This window comes from Streptomyces sp. NPDC044704 (assembly GCF_056433525.1).
Genome location: NZ_JBWKGY010000004.1, coordinates 77,618 through 102,953 on the forward strand (window position 1 = coordinate 77,618; position 25,336 = coordinate 102,953).

The following is a 25,336-nucleotide window of genomic DNA, read 5'->3' on the forward strand; positions in this document are numbered from 1 at the left end:
CCGCCATAAGTCAACAGGGTGAAGCTGAGGTTTCCGATCGATGCGCCCCCGTGACCTTCCGCCCCGGGCTCAGGCCAACGGCCGCCGTGCCGCGAGGGGCTTCCCGCTACGACCGGCGGGAGGACCTGCCCGTGGGGGCCCTTTGCCTGCGGGCCGGCATCGCCTGATCCCCAGGACGCACAGCTTCCGCGGCCGGGCGGACACACGCGTCACCGCGGCCCGGGGACTGTTGACTCCCCAACCAATGTTGGTTTGTGTTGATTGACCGGCCGGTCGCCTAGCGCTGAGCGGCGGACTCGTTCCAGCGCTGCTCGGCAGCCCCGCCCGCGCGTCCGAAGGCGACGGGCGCTCCGGGTTCACCGCTGCCGGAGGTCACGGCGAAGCCGGGGGCGATGTGCGGTTTGATGCGTCCCGCGGCATCGGTGGAGAAGACCAGGTTCTGCCCCGTCTTGGTGCCGATCGCCGAACAGGACCAGATGCCCACGCCGTCCCCGGTGGTGCCGCGCGCGTCCATGCAGTAGCCCGGGTTGGCGGCGTTGCGCAGGAGCCCCCTCTCGTCCAGACGCCACTGCTGTACGGAGGCCCCGTCCCGGCAACGCGCGGTGACCACGTCCACGCCGTTCGCGAAGACACCTCCCTGTACGTCCAGGCACAGGCCGGTGGCCGAATTGACGGCCGGACCGTAGTCGGAGGCCCGGAAGGGCCGTACGGGAACGGCCGCGGAAGCCTGTTCCGCCGGCGTGGCGCCGCTGGACGCGGTCGGGCCACTGGCCGACGCCTCGGGGGACGGCGACGTGCCGGGTGATCCCTGCGGGGAGGGAGAGCCCGGGGAACGCGTCCCGGAGGGTTGGGCGGATGCCGAGGGGCGGGCTCCCGTCCGGCCCGGCCCCGGAGCCGGGGAGCCCCCGTCGGCGCGCGGCGGCAGCGCTGTCGGCGCCCCGCCGGCCACCGGTGGTCCCGCCGCCGGGCGCACGGCCACCACGACCAGCGTCGCGGCGACGAGGACGCCGGCCACTGCGAGGGCGATCCGTCCTGCCGGCCTCCTCAGGAGTGCGACGGCACTCCGGGCACCGGCCGTCGGCCCCGCCCGCCCGCCGCTGTCCGTGGCCGCGGGGACGACCGCGGAGAGGTAGGCGGCGCCGGAGGGGCCGAGCAGGGAACCGGCCAGCACGGGGCGGGGGTTGTCGCACAGGGCGACCAGGCCGCGCAGTGCCACCGCGCAGCCGGGGCATGCGCCGACGTGCCGTGTCAGATCCGGGTTGCTCCGCACGTCCGAGCGACTGGCGGCGGCGTCGAGCAGGCGGGCGTACCCGCGGCAGCCCGGGGTGGGCTGGGCACTCAGATGGGCACGCAGGCAGGCGTCCCGGCACGCGGCCAGCGCCCGTTCGGTCAGCACCGGTACGGCCTCGGGCCGGTCACCGGTCACGGTCGCGACGAGGTCGTCCGGCTCGCGCTCCACCACCGAGTGCCACAGGAGCGCCTGCTTGCGGAAGGAGAGGGCGGCGAAGCCCTGGGCTACGAGCGAATGGAGGGCCGGGTCGAACCCGGGCGGGGCGGGGGGTGCGGGTGGAGCCACCAGGGCAAGGAGCGCGGGGCGGGGTGGCCGGTCGAGGGCTTCCGCCGCGGGGCCGCGCATGCCCAGGACGAACTGGTCGATGGTGCGGTCCGCGGCGTGCTGGGCCTGTACGGGGTCGTTGGCGACCGTCAGCGCGAAGGCGGCGACGCGCGGGCGGTGACGCCCGCGCAGCTCGGTCTCGGCCACGGGTGCGGCGGGATTTCCGACGCGGATTGCTTCGCACAGCTGCTGGTCGGTCATCCGACTCGCAGTGGAGTGATGATTCGTCGACACGTGAGGAACATTCTGGATGGGGGAATGAAGTTCCCCCATTGTTCAGGACACGACATCTCCATCGGAAGTTCTTTCCGCGGCGAATGCAGATGGATTTCCGGCGGAGGAGCGCCAATTCCTGACGAGAAACCAGATTCACCGAACAGAGCGGCCGGTGGATCTCCCGACGAGGAATTCAGCACGGCATATCGGCCTGCCCGCACGTTTCCGCGCAGGAACTGCGCATTGCCGCATCCGGACTCGCCGCGTGACCCGTCAGGGCGCCGGAAGGCCTCCGGGCGGCAGCCCACGCCGAACAGAATCAGACACACACGCAAGAAAGTCAACACTGGCGATCTTGCTCCAGGAGCCACGCCGCAGGACGCACCTGTCCGCCCCGAGGACGCGCGGCAGCCCTACTCGGGCGGGGCGTCACGCATCTCGTCGGCATGCTCCTCCACCCAGTCGCGCAGCCGCGCCAGCGGCTCCGCGACGCCGCGTCCCAGCGCGGTGAGCTCGTACTCGACGTGCAGCGGAACCGCCGGATAGACGGTCCGGTCCACGAGCCCCTTCTCCTCCAGCCGGCGCAGCGTACGGGTCAGGACCTTCGGGCTGACCCCCTCCAGACGGCGTGCCAGAGCACCGAACCGCTGCGGCCCGTCCTCCATGGCCCCGATCGCGAGTGCGGACCACTTGTTCGCCAGCAGATCGAGCACTTCGCGACACGGGCATTGCGCCGCGTACACGTCGTGCCGATCGTGCCGCCGGGTCGTGCAGCCCTTGACCATCGGTCCTCTCCTGCCTTTCAGTCTTTCCACCCCATTACTTCCCGATGGGAAGTAATTTCCCCGGCGGGTTATCACTCCCCTGAGGGTACTTTCCGAAGGTGGCGCGTCCGCCCTCGGCCAACGGGCCGTCATCACACGGTACAGCGCCGCGTTTAGCCGATCGTTACGAATTCCGTCCCGGCCGGGCTGGATCTCCACACTCCACACACAGTAAGTTCAGTCACTCCCCGCTCGCCGCGCGGTCGTCCTGCGGCGAACACCCCGTGAGGCTGCTCGTTCAGACGCAGGCTCAACACTTTCCTCGTTGTACGACGCCGCGCGCCGACGGTCCCTGCGGCATGCCCCGGAACAGCCGACTGGAGACCAGTGAGCAGCCCTATCTGCCCCCGATGCGGTGACCACTTCCGGTGTGACTGCGCCGCGACGCAGCACACCTCGGCCGCGGGCCGCCCCGCGGCTCCGGCGCAGTTCGAGCAGGAGTGGGTCCGGCCGTACCTCGCCCTCCACGAGGCCGTACCCGGAGAAGCGCCGCCGGCCGCCACGGCGGCATGGGTGGTACCCCGGGTGGTACGGGCGAGCGACCTGCCGCCCGACACCGAGGTGCTCGGCCCGCCCGTGGCCGTGACCGGGGCGGGCCGCCGGGCCCGCAGGTCCGCGAAGGAGCGGAGGCAACTCCCCCTCACCGCGGCCGTCGCCACCCTGATCGGCTGCGCCGCGATCGCGGGCACGTACGCGTTCTCCCGGGAGCGGGACACCCGGGAGATGACGTCGCCGCCGCCGGCGAGCCGGCTGGACGTGCTCGACGTGGACGACGGCTCGGGCGCGGCCGCCGAGCCGTCCCAGCCCCGCGGCCCGCTCCCGGGCGGCGCGCAACGGACCGCTCCGGCAGGCGGACAGGGCCCGGCGGGTACGTCGGCACCGGCCGCCCGGACCGCGCCGCCTTCCGCGCCGACGGTCCCGGGGGTGGGCTCCGCGTCGGCGGACGGGCGGCTTCCTGACGGTCAGAGCAGCACGCCATCGGCTCCCGGGCCGATGCCCACCGCCGCGGGCCCGACGTTGCGCCGGCACGACGCGGGGCCCGAGGTGGCCGAACTGCAGAACCGGCTCGCCCAGATCGGGGCGTGGAGCCTCCCCCAGCGAGGACGCTACGACAGGCACCTCCAGAACGCGGTCGAGGACTTCCAGGCGGCGCACCGCGTCCAGGGGGACCAGCCGGGGGTCTACGGCCCGGCCACCCGACGGCTGTTGGAGTCCATGACGTCCTGAGGGCGCCCCGTGCGAGGCTGAACGGCGGTGCGGGGTGGGGGCGGACGGCGGGACCCACCCGTCCGCCCCCCTCTCACCATTCGGCCAGGGAGCCGTCTGCCCGCCGCCATACCGGATTGCGCCAGCGGTGACCGGTCTCGGCGGCGCGCTCGACGGCCTTCTCGTCGACGTCGATGCCCAGCCCGGGTGCGGTGAGCAGGGCGACGTGCCCGTCCTCGTACCGGAAGACGGAACGGTCGGTGAGGTAGTCCAGCAGGTCGGACCCGGCGTTGTAGTGGATGCCCAGACTCTGCTCCTGGATCAGGAGGTTGGGGGTGGCGAAGCCCACCTGGAGGCAGGCGGCGAGCGCGATCGGCCCGAGCGGGCAGTGCGGGGCGAGGGAGACGTCGTGGGTCTCGGCCATCGCCGCTATCCGCCGTACCTCGGAGATCCCGCCGGCGTGCGACAGGTCGGGCTGGGCCACGGCGATCCCCTGCTGGAGCACCGGTTCGAAGTCCCAGCGGGAGTAGAGCCGTTCCCCGGTGGCGATGGGGATGCTGGTGGAGCGCACGACCTCACCGATGTGGGCGCTCATCTCGGGCACCACGGGTTCCTCGACGAAGAACGGCAGGTACGGCTCCAGCAGCGGCAGCACCCGCCGCGCCATGGGGAGGGTGAGCCTGCCGTGGAAGTCCACGGCGATGTCGAAGTCGTCGCCGACCGCGGAACGGACGCCCGCCACCCGTTCGACGATGTCGTGGACGGCCCGGGGCGTGTCGATGAGTTCCAGCTGGGGGGAGGCGTTCATCTTGATCGCCGTGAAACCCTCGGCCTTGCGGGCGGCGGCCTGTTCCGCGACGTCGGTCGGGCGGTCGCCGCCGATCCAGCTGTACACCCGTGCCCGGTCGCGGACGTTGCCGCCGAGCAGCTGCCACACCGGCACGCCCAGTGCCTTGCCCGCGATGTCCCACAGCGCCTGGTCGATGCCGGCGACCGCGCTGGACAGGACGGGGCCACCGCGGTAGAAGCCGCCCTTCGTGAGGACCTGCCAGTGGTCCTCGATGCGCATCGGGTCCTGGCCGACGAGGTAGTCGGAGAGCTCCTCGACGGCGGCCGCGACCGTGTGCGCGCGGCCCTCGACGACCGGTTCGCCCCAGCCGGTGATGCCCTCGTCGGTATCCACGCGCAGGAAGCACCAGCGGGGGGCGACCAGGTAGGTCCGCAGGGAGGTGATCTTCACTTGGACTCCTTCTTCACGGCCCAGCCGCCGTCGACGGTCAGATGGGTGCCGGTGATGTACGAGGCGTCGTCGGACGCGAGGAAGGCGACGGCGGCCGCCACTTCGTCGGGGTGGCCGAGCCGCCCGAGGGCCGTGGCCCGCGCGGAGAGCAGTCGACCCTCCTCGTCCACGTCCTCCCAGTTCTCGGTGAGGATGGGGCCGGGCAGCACGGAGTTGAAGCGGACCTCCGGTCCGTATTCGACCGCGAGCTGACGGATCAGCGCACACATGCCGCCCTTGGCGGCCGCGTACGCGGGGTAGCCGGGCAGGCTGCACAGCGCGTGCACGCTGGATGTGGCGACGAAGGAACCGCGGTGGGTGCGCAGGTCGTCGAGGAACGTGCGTACGGCGAGGTAGGGCGCCTTGAGGTTGACGGCCATCTGCTGGTCCCAGCCGCTGCCCGGCAACTCGTGTGCCGCGGCGTGGGTATGGACGAAGGCGTTGCTGTGCACGATGCCCACGGGGCCGAACAGCGTGTGGGTGCGGTCCTTCAGACGGCTCCACTCCTGTTCGGAGGAGACGTCGCACCGCACGAACGCGGCCCGTCCGCCGTTGCCGCGGATCGTGTGTGCGAGTGCGGTGCCGGCTTCTTCCGCGATGTCGGCGAGGACGACCGCGGCTCCTTCGGCGGCCAGGCGTACGGCGCTGGCCGCGCCGATGCCGGACGAGGCGCCGGTGACGACGGCGGTTCGTCCTGTGAATCGGTTCATGCTCGGTCCTTCGTGTGCTGTCGTGGGGTGGGGTGCCGGTCAGCGGGTGACGTCCTGGCCGTGGAGGAGGTCCAGCTCGGGGCGCCGCGGCAGGCCCTCCCAGTCGCCGGGTGAGGACACCGCGAAGGCGCCGCAGGTGGCGGCGAGCCGGAGCCGGCCGGTGAGGGGGGCGCCGTCGAGGAGGCCGGCGAGGTATCCGGCGACGAAGGCGTCCCCGGCCCCGATCGGATCCACGAGCGTGACCGGCACGACGTCCTGGGCGGCTTCCTCCTCGCCGTCCGTGACCGCGAGGGCTCCTCGGGCGCCGAGTTTGAGGACCGCCTCGCGCGGACCGAGCCCGAGCAGGGCGCGCGCCATGGTCGCGGGTCCGGCCTCGGGGACGAGGAGCGTGGCCTCGTCGGGGCCGGCGAAGACGATGTCGGCGTAGCTGACGAGGTGGGACAGTTCGGCCGTGGCCTCCGGCCGGGACCACAGCAGCGCCCGGTAGTTGAGGTCCAGGGAGACGGTGACGCCCGCGGCGCGGGCGAGTTCGACGGCCTTGCGGACCGCGGCGCGCGGGGCTTCGCCGAGGGCCGGGGTGACGCCGGTGACGTGCAACACCTTTGCGCGGGCGATGAGTTCCGGGTCGATGTCTTCGGGGTCGAGGCGGGAGCCGGCGAGACCGCGTCGGTAGTAGGTGACGCGGGTGTGGTCCGGTGTGCGGCGTTCGCGCAGCATGAGGCCGGTCGGCGCGGTGTCGTCGACGCGTGCGCGGGTGACGTCCACGGCCTCGCCCCGGAGTCCGTCGAGGATCATCGTGCCGGCGCTGTCGGCGCCGACCCGTCCGGTCCAGGACGCCCGGTGTCCGAGGCGGCTGACGCCGATGGCGACGGTGGCCTCCGCTCCCGCGAACGCCAGGCGCAGCGGTGCGCCGGGGGCCAGCGGGCCGGGCTGTGTGGCGGCCAGGACTCCCATGACCTCTCCGAGGGTGACGAGTGCCGTCATGAGCGCAGACCGTCCAGCAGGGTCGCGGCCCGTTCGCGCAGCGCGTCCAGGTCTCCGCCCTCGCAGGCGTCTCCGACCAGGGGGCTTCCCATGCCCAGGGCCGTGGCACCGGCCGCCAGGTAGGCCGGGGCCTGGTCGAGTCCGATCCCCCCGGTCGGGACCAGCGGGATGTCCGGCAGGGGCGCCCGTACGGCCCGTACGTAGTCCGGGCCGCCGATCGAGGCGGGGAAGAGCTTGACCATGGTGGCGCCGTCCCGCCAGGCGGCCGCGATCTCGCTCGGCGTCAGTGCGCCGGGCAGGACGGGGACGCCGAGGCGGCGTGCCTCCCTGATGACGTCCGGGCACGTGGCCGGGGTGATGAGGTAGGTGGCACCGGCCTCCACGGCGCGCTGCGCGTCGAACGGGGTCATGACGGTGCCCGCTCCGAGGGCGAGTCCGGCCGGCTTGGACTGGGCGTACTCGCGCAGCGCGGGCAGGACGCCCGGTGTGGTGAGCGTGAACTCGACGGCCCGGACGCCCGCTTCGTGGAGGGCGTCGGCGGTGGCGGCGAAGTGCCGGGGCGTTCCCGAGCGCAGGATGGCTATCGTCGGCGCGGCGGCGAGGGCGGTGGTCAGATCCGTCATGACGAGGAACCTCGGGGGTCGTGAGGAGCGGTGGTGGGAGGGTGCGCCGGGCCGTCGGCGAAGGGCGCAACCGGCAGACCGGTGGCGCCGGGCCGGCAGACGAAGACCCGGCCCGCGAGCGGCTCGTTCGCGAGCTGCTCGGGGGACAGTTCCTCGGCCGCGGTGGTGATCACCAGGACGTCCAGGTCCGGCCCGGCGAAGGCGCAGCTGGACACGTGTGAGGCGGGGACCGTCACGACGGCGTGGAGTGCGCCGCCGGGGGTGTACGCCCTGACCTGGCCGGCGCCCCACACCGCGACCCAGACGCGGCCCTCGGTGTCGACGGCCAGGCCGTCGGGCACTCCGGCGTCGCCCGTGTCGGCGAAGGGGCGGCGGGCGGAGAGCTCACCGGTGACGGGGTCGTGGTCGAAGACGTCGACGCGGCGCGTCGGGCTGTCCGCGTAGTACAGCAGCCGGCCGTCGGGGCTCCAGCCGAGACCGTTGGAGATGGTGACCGAGTCGAGCAGCACCGTCACGGCGCCGCTGGGGTCGAGACGGTAGAGGGCGCCCGCGCCCGGAGTTGCGTCCTCGGCCATGGTTCCGGCGAGCAGCCGCCCGGCGGGGTCGCACTTGGCGTCGTTCATCCGCCGGGGCGGCCCGCCCTCGGGGAGGGCGGGAGCGGCGAACTCCCCGCACGCACCGGTGTCGTCGACGCGCAGGAACGTCGTACCGGCGGCGGCGAGGAGCCCGCCGGACGCGCAGAGCGCGACCGCTCCGACGGGCCGGTCCAGGCTCAGGGTGGTCCTGGGCCCGAGATCCGGCAGGCCGCTCCCGTCGTCGCGGGCCACCAGCGGAGCCCGGTGGACCAGGCCGGCCGGGATGTCCACCCACAGCAGTTCACCCCGCTCGGCGTGCCAGAGGGGCCCTTCCGACAGGCGCCCCGGCTCGGGTGCGCACGGCACTGCGGTCACTTGCATGATGTCGCTCCTCTACGTCCGGGGCGAAACTCTAGGACTTCTTCTAACCCATGTAAATATTCATCGTCCAATGCCTGGAATAAGCTGGCCGCGATCACACCGAGGGTGATCACACGGAAGCACCGGTCTCTGCCACGACCGAGCGAATGGACGCACCCATGCCGAAACGCACCGCCCAGGACATCCGCCGACGCAACCGGTTCGACGCGTTGCGGTGCGTCTTCGCCGCCCCCGGCCCGGTGAGCCGGCAGGAGATCGCGGCGGCCACGGGACTGTCCTTCGCGACCGTGGCCAACCTCGTCGCGGAGCTGCTGGAGGCCGGAGTCCTCCTGGAGGCCGGCCACGAGGACTCGAAGGGCGGCCGCCCGCGGGCGCGGCTGGCTGTCAACGCCGACCGCGGGGCCCTGATCGGGATCGACGTCGCGGAGACGTCCGTCCAGGTCGAGCTGTTCGACCTGGCGCTGACGGTGCTGCGGAGCGTACGACTTCCCCTGCCGCGGGCCGACGTACGGCCGGACGAGGTGGTCGAAACCATCGTGGCCGCGGTCGAGGGCCTGTGGGACACCGCGGAAGGACGTCCCCCGCACGTCCTCGGAGCCGGTGTCAGCGTTCCCGGCCTCGTCGAGCGCGAAGGCGGCGTGTCGGTCTTCTCGCCTTACTGGTCCTGGCGTGACGTACCGCTGCGCGCCCTCCTCGCCGAGCGCCTCGACATGCCGCTGTACCTCGACAACCCCCTCAAGGCCGGCACCGTCGCGGAGATGTGGTTCGGCGCCGGACGCGAGGTGGACGACCTCGTCGTGGTCACCCTCCGCGCGGGCGTCGGCGCGGGCATCGCGGTCGACGGCGCGCTGTACCGGGGCGCCACCAACAGCGCCGGAGAGTGGGGCCACACCTGCCTGATCCGCGACGGCCGGGAGTGCCGCTGCGGCAGGCAGGGCTGCGTGGAGGCCTACGTCAGCACGCGCGGCATCGTCCGGACCGTACGGGAACTGGACGAGGACAGCCCGCTCCTGGACGCCGACGAGGCGGGCGTCGTCACGTCGGTCGCCCGGGCCGCGGCGGAAGGCGATGCCGTGGCCTGCGAGGCCGTGGCACGGACCGCCCGCTACCTGGGCATGGCCGCGGCCGACCTCCTCAACCTCTTCAATCCGCAGACCCTGGTCCTGGGCGGATGGGTGGCGGACCGCCTCGGCGAGCCACTGCTGCGACAGACCCGCGACGTCATCGCGGCGCACGCGCTGCCGGCGACGCTGGAGGCGCTCACCCTCCGGCTGAGCACGGTGCCGGACAACCCCGTGACCCTCGGCGCCGCCACGTTCGCCCTCGAAGGCTTCCTCGACGACCGCGAGACCTTCGGTCCCGTGGCGGCGGGGCGCCGCGCGGCGCGGGCGGCCCGGGCGCGGACGTCCTGAGGCGCGGCGCCGCCGTGCCGCCCGTCGGTGCGGGGCGGGAGCCGGGTGCCCGCACGACGCACCACGGGCCGTCCGGCCGGTTTCAGCCGGCCGGTGGCGCCGTGCTCTCGCGCACCACCAGAACGGGCTCCACGAAAGCCTGCCGCGTGGTCTCGGACCCGCCGATCTGTTCGAGGAGCAGCGCGACGCACTGCCTCCCCACCGCGTCGAAGTCCTGACGGACCGTCGTGAGGGGGGCGGGGAAGAACGCGGCCTCGGGGATGTCGTCGAATCCGATGACGCTGACGTCGGCGGGAACGCGCCGCCCCGCCTCGTGCAGTGCGCGCATCACGCCGAGGGACATCTGGTCGTTGGCGGCGAACACCGCCGTCACTTCCGGGCGGGCGGCCAGCGCACGTCCGGCCTCGTACCCCGAGGCCGCGGACCAGTCCCCGTACAGGAGGGGCGGGACGACGGCGCCGGCGTCCTTGAGCGAGCGGTGCCACGCTTCGGCCCGCCGCCGCGCCGCGTAGGAATCGCGGGGTCCCGCGACGTGCCAGACCGTGCGGTGCCCGAGCCCGAGCAGGTGCGCGACCGCGCTGCGGGTCCCCTCGGCCTGGTCGATGTCGACGTTCGCGTAGCGGTGGCCGGTGTCCCCGTCGGCGAACACCACGGGGACGGCGGACGGCAGCCGCAGTTCGGGGGTGTCGAGGATCTGCGACTCGATCAGGATGATGCCGTCCACCGACTGGACCATCAGCTGCTGGAACGCCTGGCGCACCGCGGCCCCGGTCTGCGCGTGGGCTCCCATGAAGTTCACGAACAGGTCGGCTTCACGGGCGGCGTCGGAGATGGCGGCGAAGGTCCGGGCGTTGCCGTAGGCGCTGATGTCGAAGCTGATGACGCCCAGCGTGCCGAACCTTCCGGTGACCAGGGCGCGCGCCGCCGTATTGGGCCGGTAGCCGAGCATCTTCATCGCGGCCAGCACCCGCTCGCGGGTGGACGCGTCCACGTTGTCCCGGTTGTTGGCCACTCGCGAGACGGTCTGCGACGAGACCCCCGCCATCGCGGCGACATCGGCCATGGAGGGCGACTGCCGTTGCGGACGGGACCTTGGTGATCTTGTTCCGACTTCGCGCGGCATGTGAACCGGACCTCCGACCGGGCTCTCAAAGCAGACTGGCAGTTCTCCCCGCCGATGGTAGCGCCGGGCACCGAGCGACCATCGGACAGATGGGGATGCAGGGGAGGAATCCGGCGAGGATGGCCCAGACCAGAGGGGCCGCCCCCGACCTTACCCGTCAGTTTCCTTGACACCGCCCGACGCCGCTTCAAGACTCTCCCCACCTCGCAATGTTAACGCAAACATAGGGGGAGGACATGCTGCCGTAACTCAACGGTGCCCGGCTCCGCCCATCTCCCCCGCGACCGGCGGGATGCCCGATCGCCTTCGTTCGCCCTCCCCCGGCGCACGCGATCACGCCCCGGCCTGGCAGCACCCTCCCCCCCATCCGCGCCCCCTCCCATCCGCCCCACACGACTGGAGAGCAGCTGTGCCCGTCATCAGAAGAACCTCCGGCGGCTCGCCCCGCCGAAGGCGCACCGGCCTCGGTACGTCGGCCTTCACCGCAGCGGCGCTGCTCGTCGGCGGGGCGGTGTCACCTCCCGCCGCGGCCGACGCGGACCAGCCGGCGGGTGTGACCGTCCGCCTCGACCCCGGGTACCAGCAGCAGCCGTTCGAGGGCTGGGGCACCTCCCTCGCCTGGTTCGGCCACGTGACCGGCGGCTGGCCCGAAGCCCAGCGCAACCGGCTGGCCGACGCCCTCTACGGCGCGGGCGGGCTGGGCTTCACCATCGCCCGGTACAACATCGGCGGCGGTGACAGCCCGGAGACCGAGCCGTACATGCGCGTCGGCGCCGCGGTACCCGGCCACTGGAACCGGCCGGGACCCGAGACGCCCGACTGGTGGAACCCCGAGGACCCGAGCCACTGGAAGCCCGACGCCGACCCCAACCAGCGCTGGTGGCTCAGGGCGGCGAAGGCCCGGGGCGCGGACACCTTCGAGGCGTTCTCGAACTCCCCGCCGTACTTCATGACCAACAGCGGCCTCGTGTCCGGCGCGGCCAGCCCCGACGACGACAACCTCCGTTCCGACCAGTACGAACGCTTCGCCGCCTATCTTTCCGGCGCCCTGCGACGCGTCCAGGACTCCACCGGTGTCACCTTCGGTTCCGTGTCGCCCGTCAACGAGCCGAGCACCGACTACTGGCGCGCCGGCGGCCGCCAGGAAGGATCCCACTGGGCGATCGACTCGCAGACCCGCATGATCACGGCCCTCCGGGCGGAGCTCGACGCGAAGGGGCTGCGCACGCCGATCGCGGCGATGGACGAGACGAACCCGGACCTGTTCCGCGCCAACTGGGACGCCTACGGCGTCTCGGCCCGCTCCGCCGTCGGCACGCTCAACACCCACACCTACGGGACGAACGGGCGGACGGGGCCGCGCGACATCGCCAAGGGCTCGGGCATCCCCCTGCGGATGTCGGAGGTGGACCTCGGCGGCCGGGCCCCGCAGAGCTTCACCGACATGAGCCCCGCCCTCGACCTGGCCGGCCGGATCACCGACGACCTCAAGGAGCTGGAACCCCGGGCCTGGGTGCTGTGGCAGGCCGTCGAGGACTACGAGAACATGACTCCGGCCCACGAGAACAGCAACTGGGGGCTGATCCAGGCCGACTTCACCCCGGCCGACGCCGCGAAGGAGCCGCTGCGCAAGAACAAGAAGTACTGGGCGATGGCCCAGTACAGCAGGTTCATCCGGCCGGGCGCCCGCGTCATCTCCACGGACGACGACACCACCCTGGCCGCGGTGCGACCCGGCGGTCAGGGCGCGGTGGTGGTCCACACCAACCCCACCGGTGCGGCCCGGACGGTGACGCTGGACCTCGGCGGCTTCCGGAAGGTGTCCCCCCAGCCGGTCAAGCGCTACACGACGGACGCGACCAAGAACGTCCACCGCGAGGCCGACCTCGCCACCACGGGCCAACGGCTCACCGTGACCGTCGGCCCGAACTCGGTCACGACCCTCGTCGTGCCGGGCGCATCCGGTGTGAACACCGAGGCGGCCGCCGTCTCCGCCGCCGCTCCCCGTCTGCTCGTCAACGCCCACAGCGGCATGGCGCTCGCCGGCGCCACGGCCGGAGGGACCGTCGTCCAGCACGTGCCGAATCACGGTGACGCCGCGCAGCAGTGGGTCCTGGCCAGGACGGTGCCCGGGGACTGGAGCAGCACCGCCTCGTACCGTGTGACGAACGTCGGGAGCGGCCAAGTCCTCGGCGTCGTGGGTGGCACGCTCACCCTGGCCCCTCCCGGGCCGTCGGCAGCCCTGCGGTGGATGCTGTCCACCACCGGCGACGGGCAGTACACGCTGGTCAACAGTGCGACGGGCACCCTCCTCGACGTCACGGGCGCGTCCACCGCGGACGGCGCTCCGGTCGGCGTCCACCGGCCCACCACGGGGAGCAACCAGACCTGGAACTTCCGTACGGGCCCGGCCGACTGGCAGGCCCTGCGCGCGCGGCACAGCGGCAAGTGCCTCGACGTGACCGGCGCTTCCACAGCGGAGGGCGCTCCCGTCACCCAGTACAACTGCAACGGGGGAACCCACCAGCAGTGGTCGCTGCGCACGACCACGGACGGCCATGTCAGCGTCGTGGTCCGGCACAGCGGCATGTGCCTCGACGTGGCCGGCGGCTCCACGGCCGACGGCGCTCCGGTCACCCAGTACACCTGTGGCAACGGGCCGAACCAGCAGTGGTCGGTGCGTCCGACGGGCGGAGGGTACTTCCGCCTGGTCGCCCGGCACAGCGGCAGGTGTCTGGACGTCAGCGGTGCATCGGCCGCCGACGGCGCATCCGCCGTCCAGTACACCTGCAACGGGGGCGTGAACCAGGAGTTCCCGACCGGGTGATGCGCGCGGCCGGTGACGGGCCCGTGCGGTCCGTCACCGGCCGCAGGTGCTCCGTGGACGCCGTGCTCCGCCTGCCTCCGCCTGCCTCCGCCTGAGGCGAAGCGTTGCCGTGCATTTACCCGGGGGCCGTTTTGATTGCGTAAACATAACGGGTCTAGTCCAGATCCGGGTCTCGTGCACCCGAGTCCCGGCCCTACGGGAGGACCCTCTATGAAGCGCAGGTCCCTGATCACGGCGACGGCCGGTTCCGTCGCCCTCGGCGCCGCGTTCCCGGCTGCTGCCGAGGCCCGCGAGCCGGGCCTCGGCGCCGCGCCCCTGTGCACGTTCAACGTCATCAGCGACATCCAGGGAGACCTGGGCGACTTCGCCGTCGCCCTGAAGGACATCGCGGCGACCGCCCCGCACGGCTCGGGCGTCGCGGTCGCCGGCGACATCACGCCGCGCGGCTACGACTTCGAGTACGCGGCGGTGCGGCAGGTGCTGGAGCGGGGCCCGCGGCCGCGCCAGGTCGCCTGGGCCATCGGCAATCACGAGTTCTACGTCCCCAAGTACTCCGATCCGCAGACGCTCGCGCTGTCCACCTGGCCGAACGGCACCGCGGAGGACTCGCTGTTCCGCAGCTTCCACCGGTTCGCGGGGCGCAACGCGGTGTACGCGGAGACGACGTTCGGCGGCATACCCGTCCTGACCATCGGCACCGAGCGCTACATGCACTACCACGACCCCAAGCTGTGGGACGAAGTGTGGCTGAGCGAGGCCCAGTTGCGGTGGCTCGACGACCGGCTGCGGTACTGGTCCCGGCGGCGCAGGCCGGTCATGGTGATCGCCCACCACCCGCTGCCGGACACGGTCTCGGGCACGCGCAACAAGCTCTACATGAGTGACTACCTCCAGGCCGACGCACTCCTCGACCTGCTGGGGCGCCACCGCGACGTGTTCTTCTTCAGCGGGCACACGCACTGGAACCTGGCCCTGTCGGACTGGTACGTACGGCGGGTCGTGCCCGGCACGGCGAACCTGGACGGGTTCTCGGTGATCAACACCGGGGCCGTGCAGACCGGTTTCACCGACAACGGGCAGGGCGGCGAGACCACGGTCCCCGGCGTCTTCAACCAGGGTCTCCAGGTGGAGGTGCACCGGGACCGCGTCGTCATCAAGGCACGGGACTTCGCGGCAGGGCAATGGCTGAAGCAGGTCTCCGTCCCCCTGGCCACCAGGATCTGACCCACCCCACGGGGAGGGCACGCCGGGCTCCGGCCCGCGTCGGCCGGGCGGCAGGCGCGGGCCCGGAAGCTCGAAACGCGCCCGTTCGTAACGCTCCGCCAGGGCCACATGCACGACATGTCATAAGTGTTTACGAGCTGTTGACATTGCGGCGCTTCGTGGGCCAATCTCTGGGCACAAATGTTGGTTCACGCGCAGAAATGTTGGTTACTGTGCAAAGCGGGGGCGGGACGCGCCTCGTTTGCGACGAGTGCCATCGCGTGCGCGATGACGTCAGGGATCTGCATGCGAAGAGTGAGATCCGTCCTGGTAGGCCTGAGCCTGCTCCTGCCTGTTCTCGGCGGGGCGCCGACGGCGGCGCTGGCCGCACCCGTCACCACCGAACCGGGCACCCAGTTCCCGGACACCACGGGGGAAAGGGTGCAGGCCCATGGGGGTGGGGTGATCAAGGTCGGCGACCACTACTACTGGTTCGGTGAGGACCGGGGCGACGACAACAAGTTCCGCTACGTGTCCGCCTACCGGTCCAAGGACCTGAAGAACTGGGAACCCCGCGGCCACGTCCTGACCCAGGAGGCCGACCCCGAGGTCCGTTCCGCGGTGATCGAGCGGCCCAAGGTCCTCTACAACGACAAGACCAAGCAGTTCGTCATGTGGATGCACAAGGAGGCCGACGACTCCTACGCGGAGGCCCGCGCCGCCGTGGCCGTGTCCTCCACGATCGACGGGCCCTACACCTGGAAGGGATCCTTCCGTCCGAAGGACGCCTCCAGTACCGAGCACATGTCCCGCGACATCACCGTGTACGAGGACAAGGCCGCCGGCAAGGCCTACATGATCTCCGCCGCCAACCACAACGCCGACCTCCACATCTACGAACTCACCGACGACTACACGCAGGTGAAGGAACTGGTGGCGAACCCCTGGCCGGGTCAGCACCGGGAGTCGCCCGCTCTGTTCAAGCGCGGGGACGTGTACTTCATGCTCACCTCCGGGACCAGCTACTGGAACCCGAACCAGCAGAAGTACGCCACCGCGAGCAACCTCGCCGGTCCGTGGACACCGATGAAGGACGTCGGCGACCACATCGGGCACCATTCGCAGACGACGTTCGTCCTGCCGGTGGAAGGCAGCGACACCACTTCCTTCCTCTACATGGGAGACCGCTGGGCGGGCGTGTGGTCCGACCCGAAGCACGTCAACGACTCCACGTACGTGTGGCTTCCGCTGGAGTTCCCCAACTCCACGACCATGGTGCTCCCGTGGTATTCGCAGGTCTCGATCGACACGGAGACCGGCCGGATATCCGGCTCCGGTGACCCCCTCAACACGATCACCGGCAAGAACGGCGCCTGCGTCACCGTCCCCGGCAGCCTCTCCGACAACCAGACACCCGTCACCCGGGAAACCTGCACCGGCGGCCTCAACAGCCAATGGCGGTTCACCGACAACAACAACGGCTACGTCCGCGTCCTCGCCCAGCACAGCGGCAAGTGCCTCGACGTCGCCGACAACTCCACCGCCGACGGAGCCGAAGTCAAACAGTACGACTGCGGCTGGGGAGACAACCAGCGCTGGCGCTTCGAGAACCTCCCCGACGGCCACGTACGCATCGTCGCCAAACACAGCAGCAAGTGCCTCGACACCCAGAACGGATCCACCGCCAGCGGCGCCAGGATCGTCCAGTCGGAATGCGACGGATCGGCCGGCCAGGCCTGGAAGATCGGCGCCCCCACCACCCCCACCGACCCGACCGATCCCACCAACCCGCCGACCCCCGGGGCGGCCGAGCAGCAGCTCACCACCTCCGTCAACCCCGGCGTCCTCACCATGGCCACCACCACGGATCCCGTCCAGCTCCCCCCGGTCGACTTCGGCACCGGCGGCACCTCCACCGGCAACCTCAACCCCATCACCGTCAAGGACTTCCGCGGCGGCACAGCGGGCTGGTCACTCACCGGCAGAATCACCGACTTCACCACACCCCGCGGCAAGATCGACGCCGACCACCTCACCTGGACACCCACCTGCACCACCGCACCCAACAGCCCCACCACCTGCACCGCAGGAACGGCCGGAACCATCGGAAGGAACGGCGCAACCCTGGCATCCGGTGCCGACGGTGACCTGACCGGCGGTGAGTTCACCGCCAACGCCTCCGTCTCCCTCGACGTCCCGAAGTACACCCCTGTCGGGAACTACACCGCGACCCTCACCCTCACCCTCCTCTGACCGCGCTCGCGTGCCGGACACCGAGCGTCCGGCACGCGACGCCCAGAAAGCTGACGAGCCATGCGCACAGCGTTCGCCGCCCTCCTGCTCCTCGCCCTCATGACCCTCTCCCCCGCACCGGCGGGAGCAGCGGACAACGGGGAATGGTCGGTCAAACCCGCGGACTCCGCGATCACGCCGCGGACGGCGTTCCAGCTCCCGGCGCACCCCGGCACGACGCTGTCCGACCGCGCGGTCGTCACCAACACCACGGACGGAGACCTGACGTTCCGCCTCTACGTCGCCGACGCGCACAACACGGAACGCGACGGCGGACTGGCGGTGCGCGGCATCGACGAAGCCCAGCAGGACGTGGGCTCCTGGGGCAAGCCCGAACGGGACGTCATCACGGTCCCGGCCCGTTCGGCGGTGACGGTCGGCCTCACCCTGCGGATTCCCCGTGACGCCGCCCCCGGCGACCACGTGGGGGCCCTCGTGGCCGTCGACAACCGCGTCCAGGCCGGGGCCGGTTCCCACCTCGGCGTCCAGCGCGGTGTCGGAGCCCGGATCTACCTACGCGTCGACGGACCGCAAAGGCCCGGTCTCGCCGTCGAGGACGTACGGTTCACGGCACGGACCCCGCACCTGCCGGGAACCGGCAACAGCACGTCGACCGTCTCGTACATACTGCACAACACGGGCAACGTGAAGCTCGACCCCCAGGTATCCCTCCGTGTCGGAGGCGTGTTCCTGGGAGGGCCCACAGAGCGTCGGCTGGCGGACGTACCGGCCGAGCTGCTCCCGGGGCAACGAGTGCGGCTCTCCGAATCCTGGTCCGCCGCACCGTTCGCGGGCTGGGGCGAGGTCACCGTCACGGCGACCGCGGACAGCACCCGTGCCTCCGGATCCGACGGTTTCCTCACAGTGCCGTGGCTCCTCGCGGGAGCTCTCGCGCTCCTGTCCGCCGCCGGCCTGCTGGTCCGCCGCAGGCGGAAGGCCGCCCGGGTGGCCGAGCCCGCCGGGGACGAGTGACCTCCTGCCCCCGTCGGCCGGGTCGACGGGGGCGGCGGATGCGCCGGGGAAACGCGATGGACACGCGTCCTGGGGCAGGCCATCAGCCCGTCACCGGGCAACCACGGTGTGACCGGCACCGGGGTGGACCAAGCCGTCGTCGAGGGCTGTCACTTGGCCCGCAAGGACGACCTGCTCTCGCTGCCGGACCCGCTCGAACAGTTCAGTGCCCTGACCTCTCCAGCACGCCAGGTACCAGCGCGCATACCTCGGGTGGGGCGTGTTCGTCCTGATGGACCGCTGACACCCCGCGCCCGTGAGTCCCGGCGCCACCTGCCGGGGCTCACGGGTGTGGCACCGCACTCGGCGTTGCCCGCCCGAGCGGCCCCCAACGCTGCGCGGACCGACCACGGAGGCTTCGACCAGCCGGTCCAGCCCCCGAATACGTGGGTCCGCTGCCTGCTCCAGGTCGCACCGTCCGTACCCGTCACGGAGATCACGCCCCAGCCGGTCCCCGTGAACGTCACCCCGCTCCGGGCGACTCCGCCCAACGACTTCCACGCCCCCCATTCCCCGTCCCTGGTCATACGGGTCCACACCGCATGGTCGAGGCCTATCAGAAACTCTTCTTCTTCCCCGAGGGACAGCGTGTGCTCGGTCACCCCGTACTCACAGATGTAGAGAGCCCCACCGCCTCTCTTGCACGGTGCGGCTTCAGCCGGTGCAGCGGACACCAGAAGACCCGCCGCAACAGCGGCCGCGACGACCGCGGCCCTCAACCTCTTCACTCCGAACACAACTCCTCGCTAGAGCGCCGACGTCGCCACGTTCCCTTGCGGCGCGCATGAGGCCGGTGGATACCGGTGCGAGCCGGCGATTCGACGCAGAGGAGCCAGACTCCCCCTCCCCGCTCACGCTTCGCTCACGCATTCCTGACGCGCCGCCCACGCCGCCGGTACGCAGGGAGTGCCGGCCCCTCGAACGGTGATGTGGGTCGCGGGCGACGGTTCAGATCCGCGTCGTGAGTCGCGAGACCGCCGCGTCGTAGCGTGTCCGGAGTTCCGGATCCGCCGATACCCGCAGCAGTGCTCCGAGCGCCCGTACCGCGCCGTCCTCGTAGCCGGACGACTCCGCCTCCCGGGCCGCCAGTTCGAGCTGCCGGATTCCCTCGGTCTCCTCCGCGAGCCCGAGCAGTGCTTCTCCCCTCGCCATGAGCAGCAGGATCCGGGGCACGTCGGCCGTGCCCGAACGGTCGTCGAAGGCGAGGGCCTCGTTCGCCGTGTCGAGGGCCTGGCGCCAGTGACCGGCGTCGACCCGGTGCCGGGCGAGGTGCTGCATGGCCAGTCGCTCGGTGGTCCGGTTGCCGGCCGTGCGGGCCAGATCCACCGCCCGCTCGCATCCCCGCGCCGCCTCGTCCGGGCTGCCGAGCGCCGATTGCGCGACGGCCAGGACGATCAACGCGTTCGCCTCGGCGACCAGGTCGCCCGCCCGGGAGGCGAGCGCGGAGGCGGCTCCCAGCCGGGTGAGGGCCTCCGCGGTGCGCCCTTCCTCGATCAGCACCCAGCCGAGCACGTTCAGTACCCGCGACTCGCCGTGCTCATCGGCGTCGTCCCTGGCCGCGGCGAGCGCGGTCTCCAGGAGGGGGACCCAGCCGTCCCGCACGCGCCACACGATCAGCGGCCACAGCAGCAGGACGATCCGCCAGGTCCTGGCGTGCAGTCCGGCGGCGTGTGCGGCGGCCACCGCCAGCGTGAGGTCGTCCCTCTCGGCCGCGTACCAGGCCACGGCGGCGGACCGGTCGCGGAACTCCCGTACGGCGGCGGGCGGAAGGTAGTCCGCCGGCAGCGGGAAGTCGTGCTCGTTGCCGGGCTCGGCCGCCGCCATGGCCGCGAGGGCCGTGGCGATGTAGTGGTCGAGCACGCGCTTGAGCGCAGAGGGCCCGGCGTCCAGGCTCCGCGCGTAGAGCCGCACGAGATCGTGCAGCGTCCAGCGGCCGGACGCCGTCTCCGTGACGAGGTGCGCGACGGCCAGTCGCTCCAGGCAGCGCTCGGCGGCTGCCGGATCCGTGCCCGCCAGGGCCGCCGCCGCATACCGGTCGACGTGCGTGCCGGGATGGCGGCCGAGATGGGCGAACTGGTGGGAGACGTTCCGGGGCAGCTGTTGCAGCGTCAGGTGCAGCGCCGCCCGCACGCCGGTGTCCTCGACGTCCAGCAGGCTCAGCCGGCGCGTCTCGTCGGACAGCTCGGCGGCCATCGCCTCCAGCGACCAAGCGGGCCGTTGCGCCAGCCTGGCCGCTGCCACCCGCAGCGCGAGCGGCAGCCCGCCGCACAGCTCCGCCAGCACGCGCGCGGCCACCGGCTCCGCGCGCACCCGTTCCGTGCCGAGTACCTTGGCCAGGAGCATCGTGCCGTCCTTCGGCCCGAGCACGTCCACGGCCACGGGCCGGGCGGTGTCGGTGACGATCAGCCCCGCCAGCCGGTGCCTGCTGGTGACCACGGTGACGCACCGGCGACCGCCCGGCAGCAGCGGTCTGACCTGCTCCGAGTCGCGCGCGTTGTCCAGCACCACGAGCAGCCGACGGTCGGCGGCCAGCGACCGGAACAACGCGGCCGCGCCGTTCGCCGACTCCGGAATGCGGTGGCGCGCGACGCCGAGCGCCAGCAGGAACTCGCGCAACACCTCCACGAGAGACGGCTCGCCCGTGTCGCCGAAGCCGCGCAGGTCGGCGTAGAGCCACCCGTCGGGGAATCCGGCACGGCCCTGATGTGCCCAGTGCAGCGCCAGGGCCGTCTTGCCGACCCCGGCGGGCCCGGTGACCAGACAGACCGGCGCCTCACCCACGGCGGCCCGGGACAGGGCGGCGAGCTCCGCCGCCCGCCCGTGGAAGCCGCGCGGCGCGCGGGGCAGCAGATCGGGCACCTCAGGCTGCGGCACGGCAGCCGGTACGTCGGCGGGGAGCGGAACGTCTGTCGGGGTGGCCGGGCACGGAACCGGAACCGCGGCGGCAGTCCTCGTCATGTCCCGTGCGGCGTTCCGCGTCGCGTCGCCTTCCGCCCCGCGCAAGGCCGCGGCGTAGGCGTCCGCGAGTTCCTGGCCCGGGTCCACGCCCAGTTCGTCGGCGAGCAACCGCCGGGTGCGGTGGAACCAGTCGAGCGCCTCCGAGCGGCGGCCCGCCCTCTGAAGCGCCTCCATGAGCGCGGCAACCAGCGATTCGCGCAGTGGATGGGCGCTCGCCTCGGCGCACAGGACCGTGACGGCCCCGGCATGCTCGCCCAACCGTGCGTATCCGGCCGCCAGTTGCTCCACCGCGGCCAGCCGCCGCTCCTCCAACGCCTGCGCAGCGGCCAGCAGCGGCTGGCTCGGGCAGACGTCGGCCAGTGCGGGCCCCTGCCACAGTGACAACGCCTGCCGGTACATCGTCACCGCCTCAGCCGGGCCGCGCTGCTCACGGGCCCCAGCCAGTAGGTCCTCGAAGCGGTGCACGTCCAGCAGGTCCTTCGGCATCCGCAGCACGTACGCCCCGCCCTGGGTGACCAACTCGACGCCGCGCGCCGCGCCGCCGGCACCCTTCAGCGAGGCCCGCAGCTGCGACACGTGACCCTGGATGACACCGCGGGCGCGCGCCGGCGGTTCCTCTTCCCACAGAGCAGCCGTAAGGTGGCCGACCGGCACTGGGCAATTGGCGCGCAACAGCAAGGCGGCCAGCAGGCTGCGCCGTTTGACGGGACCCATCGGCAGACCGCCGGCCTCGGTGACGACTGCCACCGCTCCGAGCAACCGGAACTCCATCTGGCCCATGCCTCCCAGCAAAAGAAGCCAGGATATCGGCCGCGGTTCCCGCCCTCGCGCACCTGCCGACCAGCGGCTACCGCCATCCGCCGGCGAACGCCCGGACAGCGGGGCGGCATGACACCCCGTGCATGCGGCCCGTCCCCACGTGGGACCTCCGCTGCCCGCGGGCGGCGCTGTCCGGGGGCGGCGCTGTCGGGGGCGGCGCTGTCGGGGGCTCGGCTCAGCCTTGTTCCTCGCCGCTGACCGCGGCTTCGTACGCGAGCAAAGTGTCGACGAACAGCCGCCGCTGGTCCGGGGTCAGGGGGGCCAACGCCTTGCGCCATGCGGCCGCACCCGGGGCGAGCCAGGCAGTGATCGCGGGTTGCTGGTCGGCCGCGATGGCGATGATCCGACGACGCCGGTCCGCCTCGTCCTCGCGCCGTTCCAGGATCCCCTTGCGGCTCAGGTCGCCGACCAGCAGGCTCACCGTCGTCGGCGCGACCTGCAGTCGGGCCGCCAGCTCGTTCACGGTCATCGGACCGTCGAAGAGCAGGTAGGAGAGCAGCGAGAGGTGGCGCGGCGCCAGCGCGAAGGAGTGCAGCGCCTCGGGCACGGGGATCTTCTTGACCCGGCCCACCATCCGCGGCATGAGCAGCAACAGGGCCCGGACGGCGTCATCGACCTCGTTCTCGCCGCCGTCCGCGGCGTCGCACGCCTTGGGCCTTGACATCGCACACCCCTCCACAGTTACCTTTGGCTTCAAAGTTATTTGGCTTTGCTTTCAAAGCAAGCTGCTCTCCATGATACGTACCGACGTGAACGGAGTTGCCCCATGCCGCACTTCAGCGTGCACATCCGCGAAGAGACCCTCGACGGGACGGTGGAACCGAAGCTGATCAGCGCCCTGGCCGACGCGGTCGGAGCCGTCTACGGCAAGGAGTTCCGGCGCCTCGTCGGGGTGGACCTGATCGGCATCCCGCAGCACCGCCGGGGCATCGGGGGCAACCCGACCGGCAACGACGCACCTCTCGTCACGCTCAGCATGCGCGAGGCCGCGTACCACCTGCCCGAGGTCCCGGACGCTCCCGCCCGCCTCGTCGCCACCACCACCGACGCGCTGGCCGGCGTGCTCGGCGAGTCCGTCCGCGAGGAGGTCATCGTGACGATCGTCGGCGTCCCCGACGGCCGCACCGGAGTCGCCGGCGCGGTGGCCTGACGCGCGGAACTGGGCGCGGGCCGGGGTCACCGCTCCGGCCCGCACCCATGTCGGCCTCGAACAAACCCAAGCAGCGAAACGCGCCACGCAGCCGGAAGCGGGCGGCCATCCGGTGGGCCCAACGGGTGGCAGCACCAGGGCTCGTCTCGCAGTCCCACTCATTTGATCTTGTGGCAAGATCACGGGATGCTACGACTCACCGATTTCATTGTCGATTGCCCGGACACGATGAAGCTGGCGGCCTTCTACTCCGAGGTGACGGGGCTCCCGGTCAAGGAGGGCAGCAACGCGCACTGGGCCGGTATCCGGTTCGGCGAGATCGAACTGGCCTTCATCCAGGTGGAGGACTACCGGGCCCCGCAGTGGCCCGACAGCGAGCACCCCAAGCAGTTTCACCTCGACTTCGAAGTCGACGACATCGAGGCCGAACAGCGCCGCATCCTGATCCTCGGCGCGACCTTGCAGCGGGACTGCGTCGACCCCGACGGTTACGGCTTCCGCGTCTACACCGACCCCATCGGCCACCCCTTCTGCCTCTGCCGCAACAAGGGTGTCACCTGGACCGACCAGGGGCCCAACTGGCCCAAGCACGGCTAGGCCCTGCCTCTTCGGTCAGCGTCGGATCCAGATGCGGGTGCCGGCGAGCTTGAGGCGCAGGGGTGCCGTCCGGCCGCCCGTACGCAACCGGCCGCGCTCCCGGCCCGTCGGTAGGGGCGGCCGGGGGCAGGGAGCTGCGGCCGCGTGAACTCAGGATCCGAACACACGTAGGACGCGTGGGGCGTTAGGGAGGTCTTCGGGAGTGGTGGCCGTGCCGGTCAGGGGCATCAGGTGCCTGTTGGCGCAGTGGCCGGACTGCTGCTGGTGGTCGATCTCCCAGTGCCGGTCGGCCGGGAAGCAGTGGGAGCTGGTCGCGTAGAGGGGCTGGCGGCACGCCCGGCACCAGTAGAAGGACCGGGCGATCACGGCGCCTCCCCGCACACGACCGGGACGCGGGCACTGTTTGCGGGATACGGAGACCGGCTGGGCAGGCAGCGGGCCGGACCACGGGGGCTGAGCCCCGACAAGCGGAATCTGACATTCACATCTGCTGGAACGATCCGGCACCGCCCGACGTCACACCCGTTCCGGCATCCGAGGCACAGTCGCCGGCACGCGAGGCCCGGCATGCGTCGGGCCGGCCGGTCGCGCCGGTAAGCCGGCACCTCAGCCGAATCAGGTCTGAAAGATCAGCCACGTGCCTGAACCGGTCGAGCAGGAGAGCGATCCGGTGATCGTCCCCGTCCCGCACGGCTACTTCGATGGCATCGACGAGGTGGGCAGGTTCTTCAGGCATGCGCACAGACCTGCCCCGGCGATCACGGGCTTACGCCTGGCAGACGCGGAAGGAGGCCGGCGGTCCGGCAACCGGTGCGGCTTCGCCTGGCGGCGGTACGGGCAGCACACTCGCACGGTCCGTTCGAGGTGGCGGGTCCGTGCCGTCTCAGGCCGCGGTCCGGGGATCCGCCTCCGCGGCGGCGCGGCGGCACTCGGCGTTGATCCGCTGGGCTTCCTCCAGTTGGTCTTCGAGGATGATGATGCGGCAGGCGGCCTCGACGGGGGTGCCCTGGTCGACGAGTTCGCGGGCGCGGGCGGCGATGCGCAGCTGGTAGCGGGAGTAGCGGCGGTGTCCGCCGGCGGAGCGGAGCGGGGTGATGAGGCGGGCGTCTCCGATGGCGCGGAGGAAGCCCTGGGTGGTGCCGAGCATTTCGGCGGCCCTGCCCATGGTGTAGGCGGGGAAGTCTTCGTCGTCCAGGTGGCCGCCGAGGGGGCCGGCCGGGGTTTCTGCTGTCATGAGACCTCTCTGGTGGAAACGCGTCGAGGGGCCCTGGCGCCTATCGCGCCAGGGCCCCGAAGGAACTACAACACCATCCGCCGGCCCTGAGACTGCGCCGGCCTTCTGTTTCCGCCAGCCCGACCGATACGCCGGCCGGGGTGCGGGGATCGCGGTTGCTTGACCGGAGACCACCTCACTATCGATGTCCTGCGGTACCCGGGCCCAAAATTTCCGCCCGGGCGATCCTGATGGCGCTCGGCTCCTCCGTTCTTCCCTCTGGGATCCTTCACTCAACCACTGGCACTGCTCGTGACC

Annotated in this window: 20 protein-coding genes and 1 pseudogene; 8 read left to right on the plus strand and 13 right to left on the minus strand. The window is 71.8% G+C overall.

The window, feature by feature from the left end; all coding sequences use genetic code 11:
• Positions 1-277: 277 nt before the first annotated feature.
• On the minus strand, positions 278-1,816 hold the full coding sequence (locus AC07B0_RS11090; protein WP_478897682.1) for an RICIN domain-containing protein: 1,539 nt from the start codon (positions 1,814-1,816) through the stop codon (positions 278-280).
• A 428-nt stretch (positions 1,817-2,244) separates the two neighbouring features.
• Positions 2,245-2,544 (minus strand): winged helix-turn-helix transcriptional regulator, encoded by a 300-nt coding sequence (locus tag AC07B0_RS11095; RefSeq protein ID WP_469378370.1) that lies wholly within the window; start codon positions 2,542-2,544, stop codon positions 2,245-2,247.
• 438 nt (positions 2,545-2,982) lie between these two features.
• Here AC07B0_RS11095 and AC07B0_RS11100 point away from each other — a divergent pair, with 438 nt between their 5' ends.
• A complete protein-coding gene (locus AC07B0_RS11100) occupies positions 2,983-3,882 on the plus strand; it encodes a peptidoglycan-binding domain-containing protein (protein ID WP_469378368.1) in 900 nt (299 codons plus the stop codon).
• 73 nt (positions 3,883-3,955) lie between these two features.
• Here AC07B0_RS11100 and dgoD read toward each other — a convergent pair whose 3' ends face one another.
• Genes dgoD through AC07B0_RS11125 form a run of 5 tightly spaced genes read right to left on the minus strand, consistent with a single transcriptional unit; the run spans position 3,956 to position 8,413 of the window.
• Entirely contained in the window at positions 3,956-5,101 is a 1,146-nt protein-coding gene (dgoD, locus tag AC07B0_RS11105; RefSeq protein ID WP_478865078.1) for a galactonate dehydratase, read from the minus strand.
• Entirely contained in the window at positions 5,098-5,850 is a 753-nt protein-coding gene (locus AC07B0_RS11110) for an SDR family NAD(P)-dependent oxidoreductase (protein WP_356881250.1), read from the minus strand. The genes dgoD and AC07B0_RS11110 overlap by 4 nt, the downstream gene beginning before the upstream one ends.
• Positions 5,851-5,889: 39 nt before the next feature.
• Entirely contained in the window at positions 5,890-6,834 is a 945-nt protein-coding gene (locus tag AC07B0_RS11115; protein WP_478897684.1) for a sugar kinase, read from the minus strand.
• On the minus strand, positions 6,831-7,457 hold the full coding sequence (locus tag AC07B0_RS11120; protein WP_356881254.1) for a bifunctional 4-hydroxy-2-oxoglutarate aldolase/2-dehydro-3-deoxy-phosphogluconate aldolase: 627 nt from the start codon (positions 7,455-7,457) through the stop codon (positions 6,831-6,833). The genes AC07B0_RS11115 and AC07B0_RS11120 overlap by 4 nt, the downstream gene beginning before the upstream one ends.
• Positions 7,454-8,413, minus strand: a complete 960-nt coding sequence (locus AC07B0_RS11125) for an SMP-30/gluconolactonase/LRE family protein (RefSeq protein WP_356881256.1) — start codon at positions 8,411-8,413, stop codon at positions 7,454-7,456. Before AC07B0_RS11125 ends, AC07B0_RS11120 begins: the two co-directional genes overlap by 4 nt.
• A 158-nt stretch (positions 8,414-8,571) precedes the next feature.
• Here AC07B0_RS11125 and AC07B0_RS11130 point away from each other — a divergent pair, with 158 nt between their 5' ends.
• Positions 8,572-9,825: an ROK family transcriptional regulator gene (locus tag AC07B0_RS11130; protein ID WP_478865082.1), complete on the plus strand. Its 1,254-nt coding sequence runs from the start codon at positions 8,572-8,574 to the stop codon at positions 9,823-9,825.
• An 82-nt stretch (positions 9,826-9,907) separates the two neighbouring features.
• Here AC07B0_RS11130 and AC07B0_RS11135 read toward each other — a convergent pair whose 3' ends face one another.
• Positions 9,908-10,888 carry a LacI family DNA-binding transcriptional regulator gene (locus AC07B0_RS11135; RefSeq protein WP_356881260.1) on the minus strand — a complete coding sequence of 327 codons (981 nt, stop codon included), beginning with the start codon at positions 10,886-10,888 and terminating at the stop codon, positions 9,908-9,910.
• A gap of 469 nt (positions 10,889-11,357) precedes the next feature.
• Between AC07B0_RS11135 and AC07B0_RS11140 the strand changes: the two genes are divergently transcribed.
• The 4 genes and pseudogenes from AC07B0_RS11140 to AC07B0_RS11155 all read left to right on the plus strand — a co-directional run bounded on the left by AC07B0_RS11140 (position 11,358) and on the right by AC07B0_RS11155 (position 18,242).
• A complete protein-coding gene (locus tag AC07B0_RS11140; protein ID WP_478897686.1) occupies positions 11,358-13,775 on the plus strand; it encodes an RICIN domain-containing protein in 2,418 nt (805 codons plus the stop codon).
• 210 nt (positions 13,776-13,985) lie between these two features.
• Positions 13,986-14,999 (plus strand): metallophosphoesterase family protein, encoded by a 1,014-nt coding sequence (locus AC07B0_RS11145; RefSeq protein ID WP_478897688.1) that lies wholly within the window; start codon positions 13,986-13,988, stop codon positions 14,997-14,999.
• A 285-nt stretch (positions 15,000-15,284) separates the two neighbouring features.
• A pseudogene (locus AC07B0_RS11150) lies at positions 15,285-16,721 on the plus strand (RICIN domain-containing protein); the annotation flags it as partial.
• A gap of 570 nt (positions 16,722-17,291) precedes the next feature.
• Positions 17,292-18,242 carry an LPXTG cell wall anchor domain-containing protein gene (locus AC07B0_RS11155; RefSeq protein WP_478897690.1) on the plus strand — a complete coding sequence of 317 codons (951 nt, stop codon included), beginning with the start codon at positions 17,292-17,294 and terminating at the stop codon, positions 18,240-18,242.
• Positions 18,243-19,229: 987 nt separating this feature from the next.
• Here the strand turns inward: AC07B0_RS11155 and AC07B0_RS11160 are convergent.
• On the minus strand, positions 19,230-22,010 hold the full coding sequence (locus AC07B0_RS11160; protein ID WP_478898169.1) for an AfsR/SARP family transcriptional regulator: 2,781 nt from the start codon (positions 22,008-22,010) through the stop codon (positions 19,230-19,232).
• Between the two features lie 223 nt (positions 22,011-22,233).
• The gene (locus AC07B0_RS11165; protein WP_356881270.1) at positions 22,234-22,722 is read right to left on the minus strand and encodes a MarR family winged helix-turn-helix transcriptional regulator; all 489 of its coding nucleotides are present in this window, start codon (positions 22,720-22,722) and stop codon (positions 22,234-22,236) included.
• A 102-nt stretch (positions 22,723-22,824) separates the two neighbouring features.
• On the opposite strand from AC07B0_RS11165, the gene AC07B0_RS11170 reads away from it, so the two are divergent.
• Together AC07B0_RS11170 and AC07B0_RS11175 are read left to right on the plus strand one after the other, a co-directional pair.
• Positions 22,825-23,208: a hypothetical protein gene (locus AC07B0_RS11170; RefSeq protein ID WP_467295342.1), complete on the plus strand. Its 384-nt coding sequence runs from the start codon at positions 22,825-22,827 to the stop codon at positions 23,206-23,208.
• Positions 23,209-23,394: 186 nt separating this feature from the next.
• A complete protein-coding gene (locus tag AC07B0_RS11175; protein WP_469378355.1) occupies positions 23,395-23,805 on the plus strand; it encodes a VOC family protein in 411 nt (136 codons plus the stop codon).
• A 150-nt stretch (positions 23,806-23,955) separates the two neighbouring features.
• Here the strand turns inward: AC07B0_RS11175 and AC07B0_RS11180 are convergent, their stop codons facing one another.
• From AC07B0_RS11180 to AC07B0_RS11190, 3 genes are all read right to left on the minus strand, one after another.
• A complete protein-coding gene (locus AC07B0_RS11180) occupies positions 23,956-24,171 on the minus strand; it encodes a hypothetical protein (protein WP_356873900.1) in 216 nt (71 codons plus the stop codon).
• Between the two features lie 115 nt (positions 24,172-24,286).
• A complete protein-coding gene (locus AC07B0_RS11185; RefSeq protein ID WP_469378353.1) occupies positions 24,287-24,541 on the minus strand; it encodes a hypothetical protein in 255 nt (84 codons plus the stop codon).
• Between the two features lie 147 nt (positions 24,542-24,688).
• Positions 24,689-25,039, minus strand: coding sequence for a MerR family transcriptional regulator (locus tag AC07B0_RS11190; protein ID WP_469378351.1), 351 nt, complete (start codon positions 25,037-25,039; stop codon positions 24,689-24,691).
• Between the last annotated feature and the right edge of the window lie 297 nt (positions 25,040-25,336).